We start from the raw sequence: 17,529 nt of genomic DNA on the forward strand, positions 1-17,529 counted from the left end.
GCTGGCTTCGCCAACTCCAGCCCCCAAGTACGGCGGCTTTGTGCACCGGCTGAGCGTTCCGCCGCCGAAAAATGCTCACCGGATGCACAGAGGCCGGCAACCGACGCCGGCGTACCGCGCCTTTGGGCACGACCTGAGCAACGCGACCGGCCGAGAACACTCAGCCGATGCACAAAGACGTCCACACCGCAGGCAACGGGGCTTCCCAGACGCGGCTGGGCCTCGGTGCTAGCCGACCTGCTCAAGCATGCTCGCCGACTTGACCAACCCATAGGGCCCCCCCCCGACACACCAGTCCACGAACGGCGACGCAGGAGCTGCGTGGGCGTAGTACTAGGCGGGCTCGGCTTCTCGGATTCGTTGGGAGATGACCGCGGAGACGCCGTCGCCTCGCATGGTGACGCCGTAGAGGGCGTCGGCTACCTCCATGGTGCGCTTCTGGTGGGTGATGACCAGGAGCTGGCTGTTCTCGCGGAGTTCTTCGTAGATCTCCAGCAGTCGGCCGAGGTTGGTGTCGTCCAGCGCGGCTTCGACCTCGTCGAGGATGTAGAACGGCGACGGGCGGGCCTTGAACAGCGCGACCAGGAACGCCACCGCTACCAGCGAGCGCTCACCACCGGACAGCAGCGACAGCCGCTTGACCTTCTTGCCCGGCGGGCGGGCCTCGACGTCGATGCCGGTGCTGAGCATGTCGCTCGGGTCGGTCAGGACCAGGCGGCCCTCACCACCGGGGAACAGCCGGCTGAAGACGTGTTCGAAGGCGACCTCGACATCGCGGTACGCCTCGGTGAAGACCTGTTCGACCCGGTCGTCGACCTCTTTGACGATGTCCATCAGGTCGCGCCGGGACTTCTTCAGGTCCTCGAGCTGCTCGGACAGGAAGCGGTGCCGCTCCTCCATCGCGTCGAACTCCTCCAGCGCGAGCGGGTTGATCCGCCCCAGCTGACCGAGCGCGCGTTCGGCCGTCTTCAGCCGTTTGGCGACCTTGACCCGGTCGAACGGCTCGCCCTCGACCTCGAGCTCCGGCTGTGCGGCGTCGGCGTCGGTCGCGGGCAGCGGCGGGACCAGCTGGTCCGGTCCGTACTCCGCGATCAGCGTCTCCACCTCGGTCCCGAGCTCGCCGAGCGCCTTCTCGTACAGCGCTTCGAGCCGCATCTTCTGCTCGGCGCGAGCCAGTGCGTCCCGGTGCACGGTGTTGGTCAGCTGCTCCAGCTCGCTGCTCAGGTTCCGTGTCGCCGATCGGGCCTGCGCCAGGTTCTGCTCACGGTCCGCCCGCTCAGCCTGGATGGCCGACCGCTCGGTGGCGGCCAGCTGCAACGAGTTCTCCAGCCGCGCCAGCACGTGTCCAGCCGCCAGATGCACGGCCTGCGCCGCCTCGGACTGACGTGCACGCCGGGAAGCCCGAGCGATCGCACGAGCCCGCGCCTCCCGCTCCTGCCGGGCCGCGCGCTCCAGCGAGTCGGCCCGCCCGGACAACGCCCGGGCCCGCTCCTCGGTGGTCCGCAGCGCCAGCCGCGCCTCCATCTCGGCGGCCCGGCCGTTCTTGGCCGCCTCGGCCAGCCGGTCGCGCTCGTCCGCGTCGGGCTCGTCGCCGTCGTCGTCGCCGTAGGTCTCGGCGTCGTTCAGCCGCTGTTCGAGATCGGCCAGGCCGGAGAGGTTCTTGTCGCGCTCCTCCGCCGCGGCCGCGATCGCCTCGGCCATCCGGGAAGCCTCGCCACGGGACGCCTTCGCCAGCGACCCGAACTGCGCCAACTGCTCAGCCACCGCGGCCATTGCCGCGTCCGACTCGTGCAACCGGGCCAGAGTGATCTCAACAGACTGCTTCTGCTGCTCCCGCTCGCGCTCCAGCGCCGCCAGCTCGAACCGCAGCCGCTCGCTCCGCGCGGTGGCCTCGATCAGCTTCTCGGCGGCCTCGTCGACCGCGGACTGCACCTCGATCAGGCTCGGTGCGGCGTCCGATCCGCCGTACGCGAAGTGCGCACCCAGTACGTCGCCGACGCGGGTGGTCGCGGTGATGTCGGGCAGGTGCTGGATCAGCGACCTGGCCGCAGGAATGTCCTCGACGACGGCGACCTTGCGGAGCAGCCGGCGCAACGCCGGGCGCAGGGTCTCCGGGCACTCGACAACCTCGACCGCGTACTTCGCGCCGTACGGCAGCTGCGGCCAGGACGCGTAGTCCTCGGCCGGCGCATCGCCGAGCAGCATCCCGGCGCGGCCGAGATCGTGCTCCTTCAGATGCCCGACGGCCTCGACAGCCGCGGAGGTATGTGTCACCGCGACAGCGTCGGCGGCTTCGCCCAGCGCGGCGGCGATAGCGGTCTCGTATCCGGGCCGCACGCTCAGCAAGGCGGCGACCGAGCCCATCAGGCCGGTCACCTGCTCCGAGGCGGCCAGAAGTGCACCGGCCCCGTCCTTGCGGTTCAGCCCGATCTCCAGGGCCTCCTTGCGGGCGGCCAGGCCGGTCCGCTCCCGCTCGGCGTCGCGTTCCTCGGCGCGGAGCTTGGTGAGCCGCTCTTCCAGCTCGTCCAGCACGCTCTGCGCGGCCTCGAACTGGTCGTCCAGACCCTTCTCACCGGCATCGAGGCCGGCGACCTGCGTCTCCAGCGCGGTGAAGTCGTGCTGCGCCTTCGCGGCCCGCTGCTCAGCTTCGCGCTGGTTCGCGGCGAGACGGCCGATCTCGGACTCGGCTGCGGACGCACGGCTCTTCAGCGCGTTCACCTGCCCGGTCAGCCGGGCAAGTCCTTCGCGACGATCCGCGGCGGGCCCGGATCAGCGCCGCGATCCGGCGCTCCTCCTCGGCGTGCTGCGCTTCCAGCTGTTGGCGGCGCTCGACGGCCTCGGCCAGCAGCTCGGAGTGGGCCTCGACCTCGGCCTCGATCTGCGCCTCGGTCTCACGGACCCGGGCAGCCTCCAGCTCGAGCTCGTCGGGATCGCGCCCCGCGCGGGGCTCGTCGGCCTCGTCGTTGAGCGAGCGGATCCGGTCCGCGGCGATCCGCGCGGTGCCCTTGATCTTCTCGCCGAAGCCGGACAGCTGGTACCAGGTGTCCTGCGCGGCCTGCAGCGCCGGAGCATCCGTGCGCAGCGCGTCTTCCAGCGTCGCCTCGAGATCGCGGGCCTCGCGCAGCGCTGCCTCGATCTGGGCACGCTTCTCGGTCAGCGCCGCTTCGTCCTTGAGCTCGGCCTCCAGCGCGGACTGCGCCTGGACGATGTCGTCGGCGAGCAGCCGCGACCGCCCGTCCCGGACCTCCGCCTGGATCGTCACGGCCCGGCGCGCCACCTCCGCTTGGCGCCCGAGCGGCTTCAACTGCCGGCGGATCTCGGCGATCAGGTCGCCGAGCCGGTGCACGTTGCCCTCGGTCGACTCCAGCTTCCGCAGCGCCTTCTCCTTGCGCTTGCGGTGCTTCAGTACGCCGGCGGCCTCCTCGACGAAGCCGCGGCGCCCTTCGGGCGTGGCACGCAGGATCGAGTCGAGCTGGCCCTGGCCGACGATGACATGCATCTCCCGGCCGATTCCGGAGTCACTGAGCAGTTCCTGTACGTCGAGGAGCCGGCAGTTCTGGCCGTTGATCTGGTAGTCGGAGCCACCGTTGCGGAACATCGTCCGCGAAATCGTGACCTCGGCATAGTCGATCGGGAGCGCGCCGTCGGTGTTGTCGATGGTCAGCACGACCTCGGCGCGGCCCAGCGGGGCGCGACCCGACGTACCGGCGAAGATGACGTCTTCCATCTTGCCGCCACGCAGCGACTTGACGCCCTGCTCGCCCATCACCCAGGCGAGACCGTCGACGACATTGGACTTACCGGAACCGTTGGGACCGACGATGCAGGTGATCCCCGGCTCGAAGTTCATCGTCGTGGCCGACGCGAATGACTTGAATCCTCGGAGCGTCATGCTCTTGAGGTACAAAGCGAGGCTCCCAACCCGTGAGTGGACAGACGGTACCGACAGGAACCGTCGTAACTGCTGGTGATGCTGCCGCTACCCGGGGGAAGAGTTCCAATTCGTCATTCTACCGACAGCACAGCTGCCGTTCGGGCATCAGACATGCTCCGCTGCCCGAAAAGACGCGGCGGTGGCCCGGACGGGGGCCGCCGCCGTGGGTGGTGCGGACGGTGATGTGGTGCGGCTTCGGCTGAACTCAGACCGAAGCGGGGGCGCGCAGAGCCTCGTCTACCGTGAGCAGTCGTTCCTCGTGAACGGCTGCGACCAGATGGTCGTTCTCTGCCTGCAAGCGCATCACGTGCGCTTCCAGATCGGCGACACGCCTATTGAGCAGACGAACCTGCTCGAGCATGCGCGGGTCAGTGCCTCCAAGGTGCCCTAAAAGAGCCTTGGCCATTGTGCTGTCCTCCGGAAGGGTTCTGGCAGTTGGCGCCCCTGGGCCCGGTGATGGCATGGAGCGCAGAAAAGTGTGCCGTCTTTTAGAGTGACACCGGCTAAGCCAAGGGTCAACCTGGGGTACGTCATTTAACGATATCTCGCTCACCACCGGGCGTGTCGCGGCACGGGCTGACACTTCGGGCAACGGAACGAGGAACGGTTCATGAACGGTTCGCGGCGGATCGGGCGGCCGTCGCGCGGGCACGGCGAACCTTCCTGCCCGTACACCGCCAGACCGCGCTCGAAGTAGCCGGATTCCCCGTTCACGTTGACATAAAGGGCATCGAAGCTGGTCCCGCCGACGTCCAGCGCGGCACCCATCACTTCCCGGGCATGCTGGAGTATTTCCCTTGCCTGCAAGGGTTTCAGCGTCTCGGTGGCCTTGGCGTAGTGCAGCTTGGCGCGCCACAAAGCCTCGTCGGCATAGATATTCCCGACTCCGCTGATCAGCGTCTGGTCCAGCAGTGCCCGCTTCAGCCCGGTCTTGCGGCGCCGGATCGAGGCGACGAAAAGGTCGTCGTCGAAGAGCGGATCGAACGGGTCGCGGGCGATGTGCGCGATCTCCGCGGGCAGTTCGGCGCCACCCTCGGAGTACGACAGACCACCGAACATCCGCTGGTCCACAAAACGGACCTCTCCGCCGTCGTCGGCGAACCGGAACCTGACCCGCAGATGCTTCTCGTCCTCGGCTCCGACGGGCTGGACCCGGAACTGGCCGCTCATGCCCAGATGGGTCAGCACCGCGTCACCGGATGCCAGCGGCAGCCACAGGTACTTGCCCCGGCGGGCGGGCGCGGCGAAGACCTGACCCTTCAGCCGGGCGACGAAATCGTCCGGCCCGAGCAGGTGCCGTCGGACCGGACGCGGATGCAGGACGTCGACAGCGTCGATCGTCCTGCCGGTGGTGAATTCCGCGAGCCCGCGGCGTACGACCTCTACCTCCGGGAGCTCAGGCACCGTTCAAGGCTGTTGCGAAGGGTCGATGCTGTCCGGATGCGCGGCGCGCAGGGCCTTCCAGGCGGTCTCGGCGGCCTGCTGCTCGGCTTCCTTCTTGCTCCGGCCGATCCCGTGCCCGTAGGTGTCGGCACCGATCCGGACCCGCGCCTCGAACGTCTTGGCGTGGTCCGGCCCGGACTCGGCGATCACGTACTCCGGCACGCCGACGCCGAGCTGGGCGACCAGCTCTTGCAAGCTCGTCTTCCAGTCCAGGCCGGCACCGAGCCGCGCCGACGACTCCATCAGCTCGTCGAACAGGGTGTGCACCACCCGGCCGGCGACCTCGAACCCGCGGTCCAGGTAGACGGCGCCGATCAGCGCCTCCACACAGTCCGCCAGGATCGACGACTTGTCGCGGCCGCCGGTGGCTTCCTCGCCCCGGCCGAGCCGAAGGTACTTGCCCAGCTTCAGGTCACGGGCTACGCCGGCCAGCGCACGCATGTTGACGACGGCCGCACGCAGCTTGGCCAGCCGGCCCTCGGAGAGGTCCGGATGGTTGCGGAACAGCGACTCCGTGACGATGACGCCGAGCACGGAGTCCCCGAGGAACTCCAGCCGCTCATTGGTCGGCAACCCACCGTTCTCGTACGCGAAAGAACGGTGGGTGAAGGCGTGCTCCAGTAAGGGGTCAGCCAGCGATACGCCGAGCCGCTGGTTCAGCTCGGCGTAGAGCCCCCCGCTGGGGATCGACTCAGTGTTGGCAGAGTTCACTGGGAGGGTTGCCGTTTAGCTCTCGACGACCTGGCGACGCTCGCCCTTGGCGCCGTACTGGCCGCAGGTCGGGCAGACGGTGTGCTGCAGGTGCTTGGCGCGGCAGGCGGGGTTCACGCAGGTGACCAGCGAGGGGGCAGTGGCCTTCCACTGCGCCCGGCGGCTCCGGGTGTTGCTGCGCGACATCTTCCGCTTCGGAACGGCCACGGTTATGACTCCTCGGTTCGGCCGGGGGCTTGCGACCCGGCCGGCTGGCTGGAAATTGGGTGTGCGGTCTTACGGTTTTTCATCCTGCGGGAGCAGGCCACTCAGTGCGGACCAACGCGGGTCGACCCCGTCCTCGTGCTTGTGACCGGGCTCCTCCACCAGGCGCACCCCACACTCGGGGCACAGTCCCGGACAGTCGTCCGCACACAAGGGCTGGAACGGCAGCGCGAGCACCACCTGGTCCCTCAACGCCGGCTCGAGGTCGATCAGATCGCCCTCCATCCGGCTGGCCTCGTCAGGCTCGGCGTCGCTCTCCGGGTAGACGTACAGCTCCTGGACATCGGCGAGGAAATCGTCCTCGACATCGACCAGGCACCGCGCGCACTCCCCGACCAGCCGGCCACTGGCCGTCCCGGTCACGAGCACCCCTTCGACCACCGCTTCCAGTCGAAGATCGAACTGGATCGGGTCGCCCTCGGGGACGCCGATCACGTCGATTCCGAGATCAGCCGGTGCCGCTGCCGTGAAGGAGACTTCGCGCTGGGACCCGGCGCGGCGTGACAGCTCGTGGGTTTCGATCACGAGTGGGGACCGCGGGTCCAAGGCGCTCAGGACATCCCTTTCAGGCGTGGGCAGGCAAAATCTCGGCCTCGTCGAGACCGAGGGATAACATTACCAACTTACCGGCCGGTCGCCCAATCCGGGGCCGACAGTTGTGTCTCAACCGAGCTTGGCGAGCAGTCGGGCATGCACCGAAGGTGGCAGGAAAGCGGATACCTCGCCGCCGAGCTTGGCGATCTCCTTCACCAGGCTGGACGAGATGTAACCGTTCTCCGGAGCGGCCGGCACGAAAAGCGTATCGACCCCGGACAACTTCCGGTTCATCTGCGCCATCTGCAGTTCGTAGTCGTAATCGCCACCGGAGCGCAGCCCTTTGATGATCACTCCCGCGCCCTCGGCCCGGCAGTAGTCGACCAGCAGCCCTTCGAAGGTGCCGACCCGGACAGTGCCGCCGGTGCTCGCGGAGACGGCAGCGGCGAGCTCGGTCAGCATCTCGACCCGCTCTTCGACGCTGAACAGCCGCTGCTTGGACTGGTTCACCCCGGCGGCCACGATCACCTCGTCGAAGGCTGCCGCGGCCCGGGTGATCACGTCGAGATGCCCGTTCGTGGGCGGGTCGAAGGAACCCGGAAACACGGCTGTACTCACGAAGACGCCCCGTTCACGCCGGTGCCTTGATCATGGCGGTGACCGTACCAAATCCGGGCCTCGCCGTACTTGCGATCGCGCAGCGCGGAGAACCCCTCCGGCCACTCCCACGGCTCGCGTTTGCCCCGCTCGACCACCACGACGGCGTCCTCGGTCAGCCACCCGTTGTCCCGCAACGAGGTGAGAACCTCCTGCAGTTCAAGGGTTTCCAGCTTGTACGGCGGATCGGCGAAGACCAGGTCGAAGGGCCCCGCCGAATTGTCGCCGGAGGCAACTTTCTCGGCCGGCCTGGTGAGCACGGTGGCGCCCGGCAGGCCGACCACCTTGACGTTCGCGGCGACCACGTCGGCCGCCGTCCGGTCCGATTCCACCAGCACCACCCGAGCGGCTCCGCGCGACAACGCCTCCAGGCCGATCGCCCCGCTGCCGGCGTACAGGTCCATCACGGCGAGGCCGTCGAAACTGCCGAACTCGGCCTCCAGGGACGAGAACATCGCCTCGCGAAGCCGGTCCGTGGTCGGTCTCGTCCCGCTCCCAGGCGGTACTACGATGCGCCGGCCGCCGGCCGCACCGCCGATGATCCGAGTCACGTCTTCTCCAAGTAGTCGGTGGCCTCGGACGCGAGCACGCTGTCCAGGTACGAACGCAGTGACGGGTACGTCGTCAGCTCGGGGTCGACGGAGACGATCGAGTTGGCCACATGCCGGGCACTGACGATGATCTCCTCGTCGCGCAGCACGCTCAGCAACTTCAGGCTGCTCCGCTTGCCGGACTGCGCGACCCCCAAGACGTCGCCCTCGCGACGGGTCTCCAGGTCGATCCGGGACAGCTCGAAGCCGTCCGTTGTCGCGGCCACAGCATCCAGCCGTGCCCGCGCACTGCTGGCGTCCCAGCTGTCCGTCACCAGCAGGCAGAGACCCTGCACCTTGCCCCGGCCGACCCGGCCGCGGAGCTGGTGGAGCTGGGAGATGCCGAAGCGGTCCGCGTCCATCACCACCATGGTCGAGGCGTTCGGCACGTCCACGCCGACCTCGATCACCGTGGTCGCGACCAGGACGTCGATCTCGCCGGCCGCGAACCGGGTCATCACCGAGTCCTTCTCGTCGGCCGGCAGCCGCCCGTGCAGGATCTCCAGCCGCAGCCCGGCCAGCGGTTGCGCGAGCAGCTCAGCGGTCTCCAGCACCGACTTGGCCGGCGGCGGCTTGCCCTTCGCATCCGCCTGGTCGGCGGCCGTGGCGAACTCGCCCTCCTCGTCCGCGGCGTTCTTCACCTCGTCGCCGATCCGCGGGCAGACGACGTACGCCTGATGGCCCTTGGCGACCTCTTCGCGGACCCGCTCCCAGGCGCGGACGAGCCAGGCCGGCTTGTCTTTGGCCGGCACCACGGAGCTCATGATCGGCGACCGTCCGGCCGGCAGCTCGGTCAGCGTCGAGACAGACAGGTCCCCGAAGACGGTCATCGCGACGGTCCGCGGGATCGGGGTCGCCGTCATCACCAGCACGTGCGGGGTGTTCTCGCCCGACTTCTGGCTCAGCGCCGCCCGCTGCTCCACCCCGAACCGGTGCTGCTCGTCGACCACGACCAGGCCGAGATCCGCGAACTGCACCTTGTCCTCGAGCAACGCGTGCGTGCCGACGACGATCCCGGCGGCGCCACTGGCCGCGTCCAACATCGCCGTACGCCGGGCTGCCGCGTTCAGCGAGCCGGTGAGCAGTCCCACCCGGGTCGCTCGGTCGGCGCCGCCGAGCATGCCCGCCTCGGCCAGCTCGCCGAGCATCTTGGTCAGGGTCTTGTGGTGCTGAGTGGCGAGCACCTCGGTCGGGGCCAGCAGGGCCGCCTGACCGCCGGCATCCACCACGGCGAGCATCGCCCGGAGCGCCACGATCGTCTTGCCGGAACCGACCTCACCCTGCAGCAGCCGGTGCATCGGATGCGGCCGGGCAATGTCGGCGAAGATCTCGTCGCCGACCTCGGTCTGCCCGGCGGTGAGCTTGAACGGCAGCCGGGCGTCGAAGTCGTCCAGCAGGCCGCCGCCGGTCCTGGCCCGCGGGATCGCCTTCAGCGCGTCGGTGACGGCCCGGCGCTGGGCCAGGATCGTCTGCATCACCAGGGCTTCCTCGAACCGGAATCGCTTCTGCGCGGCCAGCCAGTCCTGCTCGGTGTCCGGAAGATGCACCTTCTGTAGCGCCTCCCGCAGGCCGATCAGCTTCTCCTGGCCGAGGATCAGCTCCGGCAGCGGGTCCTCGACGTCGTCCAGGTTGTCGAGCACGATCTTGATGCTGCGCTCGATCGTCGCGGTCGGCAGCTTCGCGGTGGCCGGGTAGAGCGGCCGGAACGGCTTGGCCCGGCGTTCGATCTCCGCCTCGCTCAGGTCCTCCTCGTCGAGGATCTCGGTGCCCGGACCTTTGAGCTGCATGATGTCGCGGAACATCGTCACCTCGCCCCAGAACAGGGCGGCGGTCCCGACGGTCAGCTTGTTCGTCAGCCAGGGCTGGTTGAAGAAGGCGAGCTCGAGATCGTTGCGGCCGTCGCTGACGACCACCTTGGTGATCGTCTTGTGCCGCCGGTACTTGTTGACGTCCTCGGGCTTGATCTCCAGCTTGGAGTCGAGCGAGCGGACGGTGACCCGCTTGACCCGCCCGCTGACGGTCGCCTGGTCGCCGACCTCGAGCTCGTCGAACGGCGTCAGCTCACCCTTCTTCAGATACCGCCGCGGGTAGTACCGCAGCAGTTCGCCGACGGTCTCGATCCCGAGCACCTCGGTGAACGTCTTGGCCGTCTTCGCGCCGACGAAGTCGCGAAGCTTCCGGTCGATGTCCGTCTTCATTCCACCCCGATCAGCAACGGGTATCTCTCCTGACCACCGTCGTACACCACGACGTCGACATCTTTGCGGTTCCGGCGTACGTGCCGGACCAGCGCGTCGACCAGTTCGGGGCTCGCGTGCTCGCCGCGGACCACCGTCATCAGCTCGCCGCCGCCACCCAGCAGCCGGTCGGCCACGCCGGTCGCGGCCGCGGCCAGATCCTCGGTGATCAAGGCGAAATCGCCGTCCACCACGCCCAGCGCGTCGCCGATCCTGCAGGTGCCGGCCATCGTCCAGGCGTCCTTGACGGCGATCGTGACGGCGCCGTGCCGGGTCTGGCCGGCGGCCGCGGAGAGCTGGTTGACGGCATCGTCGAAGCTTCGCCCGGGGTCGTGGACGGCGATCGCCGCCAGCCCCTGGACCTGCGCGCGGGTCCGGATCACCGCCACCCGGATGCCATCCTGGCGGGCCGCGGTCGCGGCTGCCTCGGCGACGGCGATGGAGTCCTTGTCGTTGGGGAGGATCACGATCTCCGGCGCGCCCGACTGCTCGATCGCGGCCAGCAGCTCACCGGTCGAGCACCGCCTTCCCGGGCCGCCTTTCACCACCACCGCACCGGCCTCCACGAACAGTTTCGCCAGCCCGTCTCCCGCGGCCACTGCGATCACCGCCCGGCTCGCGATCGGCGGATGCGGAACCATGTCCGCGAAGTGCGTCACCCGGATCCGGTGCGGTCGCCCGGTCCCGATCCCCTGCTCGATCGCGGCACCCACGTCGTCGGTGTGCACATGCACATTCCACAACTCGTCGCCGCCCACGACCACCACAGAGTCCCCCAGCCCGGCCAGCGCCCGCCGGAAGTCCCCGATCCGATCGTCCGGCGCATCCAGCAGATACATCACCTCGTACGCCGGTCCGTCGGGCTCCAGGTCGCCTCCCTGCGCCTCACCACCGGCGCCCTCGGCAAGACCCACCCGACCACTCCCGGACTCGCCACTCGCTTCCACTCCAGGTCCGCTCGCTCCCCTGGCACTTGCGGTCGCCGGGACTCGCCGGGGGACGCCAGTGTGTTCACCCGGTGGGCGGCCGGACAGGACCGACTCCATGGCGCCGAGGATGACGACGAGACCAGCTCCACCTGCATCGACGACACCGGCGCGGCGGAGTACGGCCAGTTGCTCTGTGGTTTTGGTGAGAGCCAGGCGGGCGGCGGCGACGGCGGCCAGACAAACCTCGGCGAGGGCCTTGCCCTCATTGGCAGCCGCCAGAGCCCCGTTCGCCGCCGCGCGGGCGACCGTGAGCATGGTGCCCTCGACGGGCTTGGCGACCGCGCCGTACGCGGCATCAGCGGCGAACACGAGCGCATCGGCGAACGCCGCCGCCTCGCTCATCCGCGGATCGGCCAGGACCGAGCCGGCGTCGGCCTCCTGGTCCCGCGGCAGGTTCTCCGCGAGCCGCAGGCCACAGGCCCGGACGAGCTGGGAGGTGATCACCCCGGAGTTGCCCCGCGCGCCGAGCAACGCACCCCGGCCGAACGCCTGGACCGCCTCCGCAAAGGTCAGCTCCCCCTCGGGCAACGCGTCGCACGCGGCTTCCCAGGTCAGGTACAGGTTGGTGCCGGTGTCGCCGTCCGGCACCGGGTACACGTTGAGCTCGTCGATCTCCGCCCGCGCCCGCCCCAGCTCCGCCAGCGCCACCCGGGCCCAGCTCCGCAGCACCCCAACCGTCAACTCTTCCACGCCCGGAAGGCTAACCGGTCCCCGCCCAACCGCTCCACGTCCGGGACCGCCGGCACCACCGCCCTCCACCACACACACCGGACCGCCAGCCCATCAGTACAGCCCGCATTCACGGCTGGCACCCACCCGCCCCGCTCAGCCACCTACCGCGCTCCCCACCACTGATGGCCTGCAGGTCCGCCACCACCCACCACGCGCGGCTTAGGGTGGGGTGTGGAGATCTTGTTCTCGGTGGCGACCGACAGTTACGACCTGGCGGTTCGCGAGATCCGCGGTGAGTTCGGCGGCGGGGTCAGGATCGAACGGGTCAGTGCGGACCTGGGCCGGATCGTCAGCGGTGGGCCGTCGGTCGAGGAGCTGGCGAGCGCCTGCGACAGCGGCCGGATCATCTTCGTGCGGCATCTGACGGTGGAGCTGGCGAGTTTCAAGCCGGGCGACGTGCCGGAGCCGCACGAGCTGGCCGACCTCGTGCTGGAAGCTTTGCCGCGGCACCCACAGGCGCTGGCCGTTCAGACCTGGACCGACGGCCCCGGGAGCGGCGGGTCGTACTACCACCGGCTCGACGAGGCCCTGGGCGCCCGCGGAGTCACGGTCAGCCGGGCCGGCCAGGACGTGGTGGTGTCGTGCTTCGTCTCCGCCAAGACGGTGATCTTCGGCCTGAACCGGCTGGAGTACAGCCTGTCGGACTGGCCGGGTGGGCGGATGCGGCTGGCTCGGTCGGACGAGCGGGTGTCGCGGTCGGAGTTCAAGCTCGAAGAGGCGATCCAGACGTTCGGGCTCGACCTGCCGCCCGGCGGCAAGGGGCTGGATCTCGGCGCGAGTCCGGGTGGCTGGACGCGGATCCTGCGTCAGCACGGGCAGGAGATGTGGTCGGTCGATCCGGGTGAGCTCGATCCGCGGGTGACGGCCGATCGGAAGGTCCACCACGTGGCGACGACCGCCGGAGAGTTCTTCCGGCAGAACCGGATCTACTTCGACATCGTGGTGAACGACATGCGGATGGACCAGGTGCTGAGCGCCCGGGTGATGCTGGACGCCGTACCGCACCTGAGCCGCGGCGCCCTGGCCGTCGTCACCCTCAAGGGCGGCGGTAAGAACCCCCTCGACGCGGCCCGCCGCGGCATCGAGCTCCTCAGCAAGCAGTACGACGTACTGCACGCCCGCCAACTCCACCACAACCGCCGAGAAATCACCGTCATCGCCGAGTGCCCGTAGCACGGGGAACGCGACGAGGCGCCCGGGAGAATCCCGGGCGCCTGGTCAGGCCCTACACGGAGGTGTGCCCCGTCAAGGGGCAGGAAGTCCTAGCCGACTACGCGCTGGACCTTGCCCGCCTTGATGCAGGACGTGCAGACCTTGAGCTTCGTGGGCGTGCCCTTGATGACCGCGCGCATCGTCTGGATGTTCGGGTCGAACCGCCGCGACGTGCGCTTCTTGACCCGACGGATCATCGCGCCCTTACCCAGCCGCGCAACACTGTTGCCGAACATCGGCTTCTTGTCACAAACATCGCACTTCTTAGACATGATTCTCCGTGTTTAGGGTCGAGACACCGACAGACCATGTTACATAGGAGACGCTGCTCGACCAATTCCGTCCCACCATGGACTACACCTGTGTAAGCCACGCCACTTCTTCGGCAGACAGCTCGACCGACAGGCCCGGCATCGAGGTCCGCGTCTCCGAGATCTGCCGCGGCCCGATCAGCGGGAACACCGGGTACGACTGGTGCAGCAGCCAGGCGAGCGCGATCGCCGTGGGTTCCACCCCACGGGCCTCCGCAAGCTCCCGGGCCCGGCGCAGCCGCTCGAAGTTCTCGTCCGAGTAGAAACAGCGGACCAGTTCCTCGTCCGAGCGGTCCTCCGGCTTCGCACGCCCGGTGAAGAACCCGCGAGCCTGACTCGACCACGGGAACAACGCCACCTGCCGCTCACGCAGCCACGCCTGCGACTCGTCGTCGCTGACATGACGGCAACCAGCCCAGGGTACGTCGTACGCCCGTGCCAGGCTCAGGTGGTTGCTCAGCAGCGTCAACGGCTGCTTGCCGTGCGTCGCCGCGTACTCGTTGGCCTCGTCGAACCGCTCCAGCGACCAGTTCGACCCGCCGTACGCCTTGATCCGGCCGGCCTGGAAGTGCGAGTCCATCACGTCGACGAACTCTCCGACCGGGATCTCCTCGTTGTCCCGGTGCATCAGGTAGAGGTCGACGTGGTCGGTCTGCAGCCGCTCGAGCGACTCGCCGAGCTGCCGCGTGATCGACTCCGGGTCGCAGTGCGGCGTGTGCGCACCCTTGCCGATGACCACGACGTCGTCCCGGTTGCCGCGCGACGTCATCCACTGGCCGAGCAGCTTCTCGCCACGTCCACCGCTGTAGATGTACGCCGTGTCGAAGGTGGTTCCGCCGCGCTCGAAGAAGTCGTCGAAGATCATCGCGGCATGCGGCAGCGTCGGCTGGTTGTCGACGCCCATCACCAGCCGCGACACCGGCTTGGCCAGCCCGGGCACCTGGCCGTACGTCATCGGCGCGTCGGCGCGCTTCGCGAGCGGCCGGCCGGTCGCGGTCGGGATCAGTACGTCGTCCCGCTCGCTGGCGTACTGCTGCCCGATCGCCTCGCGCCACTTGTCCTGGACGGTCAGGTTCCCGAGTGAGTCGTCCCAGCTCATCTCCGGCGCCTGCCGCGCCTCGATCGCGGCCGCGACGGCCTCGGCCTCGGCCTGGTAGATGAAGGCAGGATCCGCGGAGATGTCCCGCGGCTCCTCCCCCACCTTGTGCACGGTGACGTGGGTGGGCTTGCCGTCGCCGGCGAACCACGGGTCCTCGATCACGAGGTAACCCTCGCTGCCGAGCACCCGGACCCGGTTCTCGTCGTTCAGGCGGACGCCGGTACTCACCTGGGCGGTCAATCCGGAGTCGAAGAACAGCGTCGCGACCGACCATTCGTCCACCCCGGTCTCGCCGACCTGACCGACCGCGGTCACCGCCGCCGGATCGGCGTACGGCGCTCCGATGGCCGCGCCCGCGATCAGGCGCGCGAACGAGACGGGGTAGCCGCCGACGTCGAGGATGCCGCCGCCGGCCAGGTCGTCGGCGAAGATCCGGCTCCCGGCGTTGAAAGACGCCTGGAACGCGAACGACGCCTGGATCTGGTGCACCTTGCCGATCGCGCCGTCGCGGATCAGTTGCGCGACCAGCTTGGTCTGTGGCAGGCAGCGGTACATGTACGCCTCCATCAGGAAGACGTCGTTGCGCACCGCGGCCTCGATGATCGCCGCGGCCCAGGCCCGGTTGATCGCGAGCGGCTTCTCGCACAGCACGTGCTTACCCGCCTCGGCGGCCTTGATCGCCCACTCCGGGTGGAGCGGATGTGGAGTGGCGATGTAGACCGCGTCGACGGTCTCGTCGGCCAGCAGGGCGTCGTACGACGCATGCCTGTTGGCGATGCCGAACTTGTCGGCGAAGGTGGTGGCGGAGTCCATGCTTCGGCTGCCGACCGCGACCACCTCGTTGGTGGTCGAGGACGGAACCTGACCTGCGAACCGGGAAGCGATGTTGCCGGTGCCGAGGATTCCCCAGCGGAGCTTGGTGGAAGACAAGAGGTTGTTCCCCTAAAAGAAGGCGCGGGCAGGGTCAGAACTGCGGTCAGAACTTCATGGCGCCGGCGGCGATGTCGGCGATGAAGTGGCGGCCACCGATGATGAAGACACCGATCAAGGGGATCACGCTCATCAGCGCTCCCGCCATCACCATGCTGTAGTCGGTGCCGTACACACCGTTCAGCTGCTGCAGGGCGACCTGCAGGGTGAGCTTGTTCGGGTCCGTCATCACTATCAACGGCCACAGGTAGTCGTTCCAGACGTTGATGAAGGTGAAGATGCCCAGGAACGCCAGCCCGGGCCGCAGTACGGGGAGTCCGACGGTGAGGTACTGCCGGAAGAAGCCGGCGCCGTCGACCTTGGCGGCGGAGATGAGCTCGTCGGGGATCGCGCCCTTGGCGTACTGGCGCATCCAGAAGATGCCGAACGCGTTCGCGGCGCCCGGGATGATGAGCGCCTTCAGCGACCCGATCCAGCCGAACTCGGCCAGTGTCACGAACTGCGGCACCAGCGCCAGCTGGGTCGGGATCATGAACGTCGCCAGCAGCACCCCGAAGAGCATGTCGCGGCCGGGGAACTCGTACTTCGCGAACGCGAACGCCGCGAGCGAGTCGAAGAAGAGCACCAGCACGGTCACGCCCAGGGACGCGACCAACGTGATCAGCATCGCGCCGAAGAAGTCGATGTTGTCCAGCACGTGCCCCATGTTCTCGAACAGGTGCGAGCCGACCACCAGCTTCGGCGGGTAGGCGAAGATGTCCGGCGTGGTGTTCGAGGCCATCACCAGCATCCAGTAGAACGGGAAGATCGAGACGACCACCCCGAACATCAGTACGACATGACCGACGACGGTCCGGACTCGTTCAGTGCGCATCGGCGTGCTCCTTCCCGGCGGTCTGACTGTCGGCTGCGGCTTTCTCGGCGGCGATCTTGCGGTTCGCGCGGCGGCGGACCCGGCTGGTGATCCGGTCGTCGTCGCCGCCCCCGATCAGTCGCCAGTTGATCACCGAGAACAGCACGATCAGGATGAACAGCGCCCAGCCGATCGCGGCCCCGTAGCCGAACTGGTTCTTGCCGAACGCGCTGTCGTACAGGTAGGAGACGATCGTCAGTCCACCGTCACCGGGCCCGCCGATCGCGCCGCTGCTGCCGAACAGCACCTGCGACTCGGTGAAGATCTGCAGACCGCCGATCGTCGAGGTGACCGCGGTGAACAGGATCACCGGCCGCAGCAACGGCACGGTGATCCGCCAGAACATCTGCCGCGACGAGGCGCCGTCGACCTTGGCCGCCTCGTAGATGTCGGACGAGATGGCCTGCAGCCCGGCCAGGAAGATGATCGCGTTGTAGCCGGTCCAGCGCCACGCGACGATGCTGGCGATCGCGATCTTGATCCCCCACGGCTGGCTGAGCCATTCGATCTTGTCCAGCCCGATCGACTGCAGGAACGCGTTCAGCAGGCCGAAGTTGTTGCTGAAGATCGAACCGAAGACCATCGTGACGGCGACCACCGAGGTGATGTTCGGGATGAAGTACGCGATCCGGTAGAAGCTGCGGAACCGCGTCGCGTTGTGCAACGCGTTCGCGATCACCAGGGCCAGCAGCAGCATCGGAACGGTCGAGATCACCCAGATGAGCAGGGTGTTGGTGATCGACTTCCAGAAGCTCGGGTCGGTGAGCAGGTAGCTGTACTGCTCCAGCCCGACCCACTTCAGCTGGCCGATCCCGTCCCACGAATGGAGCGACAGCCAGATCGAGAACAGCACCGGGAAGGCGCCGAAGATCGCGAACAGGATGAAGAACGGCGAGACGGCGGCGTACTGCGGCATCGCCTGCCGGAACCGGTTCGGCGGTCCGTCGGGAGTGTTCGCGCTCACATCCGTCGC

At 68.4% G+C, this 17,529-nt stretch carries 16 protein-coding genes; 2 read left to right on the plus strand and 14 right to left on the minus strand.

From position 1 onward, the window contains the following. Window positions 1–333: 333 nt before the first annotated feature. Both F1D05_RS06365 and F1D05_RS42495 read right to left on the minus strand, forming a co-directional pair. On the minus strand, window positions 334–2,718 hold the full coding sequence (locus F1D05_RS06365; protein ID WP_343066576.1) for an AAA family ATPase: 2,385 nt from the start codon (window positions 2,716–2,718) through the stop codon (window positions 334–336). Next, a complete protein-coding gene (locus F1D05_RS42495; protein ID WP_343066577.1) occupies window positions 2,642–3,892 on the minus strand; it encodes a chromosome segregation SMC family protein in 1,251 nt (416 codons plus the stop codon). The genes F1D05_RS06365 and F1D05_RS42495 overlap by 77 nt, the downstream gene beginning before the upstream one ends. Before the next feature lie 181 nt (window positions 3,893–4,073). Here F1D05_RS42495 and F1D05_RS06370 point away from each other — a divergent pair, with 181 nt between their 5' ends. Beyond that, entirely contained in the window at window positions 4,074–4,325 is a 252-nt protein-coding gene (locus F1D05_RS06370; RefSeq protein ID WP_185446428.1) for a hypothetical protein, read from the plus strand. 158 nt (window positions 4,326–4,483) lie between these two features. Here F1D05_RS06370 and mutM read toward each other — a convergent pair whose 3' ends face one another. From mutM to F1D05_RS06410, 8 genes are all read right to left on the minus strand, one after another. Continuing rightward, window positions 4,484–5,338, minus strand: a complete 855-nt coding sequence (gene mutM / locus F1D05_RS06375) for a bifunctional DNA-formamidopyrimidine glycosylase/DNA-(apurinic or apyrimidinic site) lyase (RefSeq protein WP_185446429.1) — start codon at window positions 5,336–5,338, stop codon at window positions 4,484–4,486. A gap of 3 nt (window positions 5,339–5,341) precedes the next feature. Further along, window positions 5,342–6,088, minus strand: a complete 747-nt coding sequence (gene rnc, locus F1D05_RS06380; RefSeq protein WP_185446430.1) for a ribonuclease III — start codon at window positions 6,086–6,088, stop codon at window positions 5,342–5,344. Window positions 6,089–6,103: 15 nt separating this feature from the next. After that, entirely contained in the window at window positions 6,104–6,295 is a 192-nt protein-coding gene (gene rpmF, locus F1D05_RS06385) for a 50S ribosomal protein L32 (protein WP_164600366.1), read from the minus strand. A 69-nt stretch (window positions 6,296–6,364) separates the two neighbouring features. Further along, window positions 6,365–6,877, minus strand: coding sequence for a YceD family protein (locus F1D05_RS06390; protein ID WP_206686098.1), 513 nt, complete (start codon window positions 6,875–6,877; stop codon window positions 6,365–6,367). A gap of 138 nt (window positions 6,878–7,015) precedes the next feature. After that, window positions 7,016–7,504: a pantetheine-phosphate adenylyltransferase gene (gene coaD, locus F1D05_RS06395; protein WP_185446432.1), complete on the minus strand. Its 489-nt coding sequence runs from the start codon at window positions 7,502–7,504 to the stop codon at window positions 7,016–7,018. Further along, entirely contained in the window at window positions 7,501–8,094 is a 594-nt protein-coding gene (gene rsmD / locus F1D05_RS06400; protein WP_185446433.1) for a 16S rRNA (guanine(966)-N(2))-methyltransferase RsmD, read from the minus strand. Before rsmD ends, coaD begins: the two co-directional genes overlap by 4 nt. After that, the gene (gene recG / locus F1D05_RS06405) at window positions 8,091–10,331 is read right to left on the minus strand and encodes an ATP-dependent DNA helicase RecG (RefSeq protein WP_185446434.1); all 2,241 of its coding nucleotides are present in this window, start codon (window positions 10,329–10,331) and stop codon (window positions 8,091–8,093) included. Before recG ends, rsmD begins: the two co-directional genes overlap by 4 nt. Next, a complete protein-coding gene (locus F1D05_RS06410; protein ID WP_185446435.1) occupies window positions 10,328–12,049 on the minus strand; it encodes a DAK2 domain-containing protein in 1,722 nt (573 codons plus the stop codon). Before F1D05_RS06410 ends, recG begins: the two co-directional genes overlap by 4 nt. A gap of 213 nt (window positions 12,050–12,262) precedes the next feature. Between F1D05_RS06410 and F1D05_RS06415 the strand changes: the two genes are divergently transcribed. Continuing rightward, on the plus strand, window positions 12,263–13,264 hold the full coding sequence (locus tag F1D05_RS06415) for an SAM-dependent methyltransferase (protein ID WP_246486469.1): 1,002 nt from the start codon (window positions 12,263–12,265) through the stop codon (window positions 13,262–13,264). Window positions 13,265–13,353: 89 nt separating this feature from the next. Here the strand turns inward: F1D05_RS06415 and rpmB are convergent, their stop codons facing one another. The 4 genes from rpmB to F1D05_RS06435 form a co-directional block, all read right to left on the minus strand. After that, window positions 13,354–13,575, minus strand: a complete 222-nt coding sequence (gene rpmB, locus F1D05_RS06420; protein WP_185446436.1) for a 50S ribosomal protein L28 — start codon at window positions 13,573–13,575, stop codon at window positions 13,354–13,356. A gap of 82 nt (window positions 13,576–13,657) precedes the next feature. Then, window positions 13,658–15,643 (minus strand): aldo/keto reductase, encoded by a 1,986-nt coding sequence (locus F1D05_RS06425; RefSeq protein WP_185446437.1) that lies wholly within the window; start codon window positions 15,641–15,643, stop codon window positions 13,658–13,660. A 46-nt stretch (window positions 15,644–15,689) separates the two neighbouring features. Further along, a complete protein-coding gene (locus tag F1D05_RS06430; RefSeq protein ID WP_185446438.1) occupies window positions 15,690–16,517 on the minus strand; it encodes a carbohydrate ABC transporter permease in 828 nt (275 codons plus the stop codon). After that, a complete protein-coding gene (locus F1D05_RS06435; protein WP_246486470.1) occupies window positions 16,507–17,520 on the minus strand; it encodes a carbohydrate ABC transporter permease in 1,014 nt (337 codons plus the stop codon). The genes F1D05_RS06430 and F1D05_RS06435 overlap by 11 nt, the downstream gene beginning before the upstream one ends. Between the last annotated feature and the right edge of the window lie 9 nt (window positions 17,521–17,529).

It is taken from the genome of Kribbella qitaiheensis (assembly GCF_014217565.1).
In the GTDB taxonomy this organism is placed as follows: domain Bacteria; phylum Actinomycetota; class Actinomycetes; order Propionibacteriales; family Kribbellaceae; genus Kribbella; species Kribbella qitaiheensis_A.

Bases quoted from the DNA above. Each gene is read 5' to 3' on its own strand.
- F1D05_RS42495 (WP_343066577.1), bottom strand. From the start codon at position 3,892: ATGACGCTCCGAGGATTCAAGTCATTCGCGTCGGCCACGACGATGAAC.
- recG (WP_185446434.1), bottom strand. From the start codon at position 10,331: ATGAAGACGGACATCGACCGGAAGCTTCGCGACTTCGTCGGCGCGAAG.
- rpmB (WP_185446436.1), bottom strand. From the start codon at position 13,575: ATGTCTAAGAAGTGCGATGTTTGTGACAAGAAGCCGATGTTCGGCAAC.
- F1D05_RS06430 (WP_185446438.1), bottom strand. From the start codon at position 16,517: ATGCGCACTGAACGAGTCCGGACCGTCGTCGGTCATGTCGTACTGATG.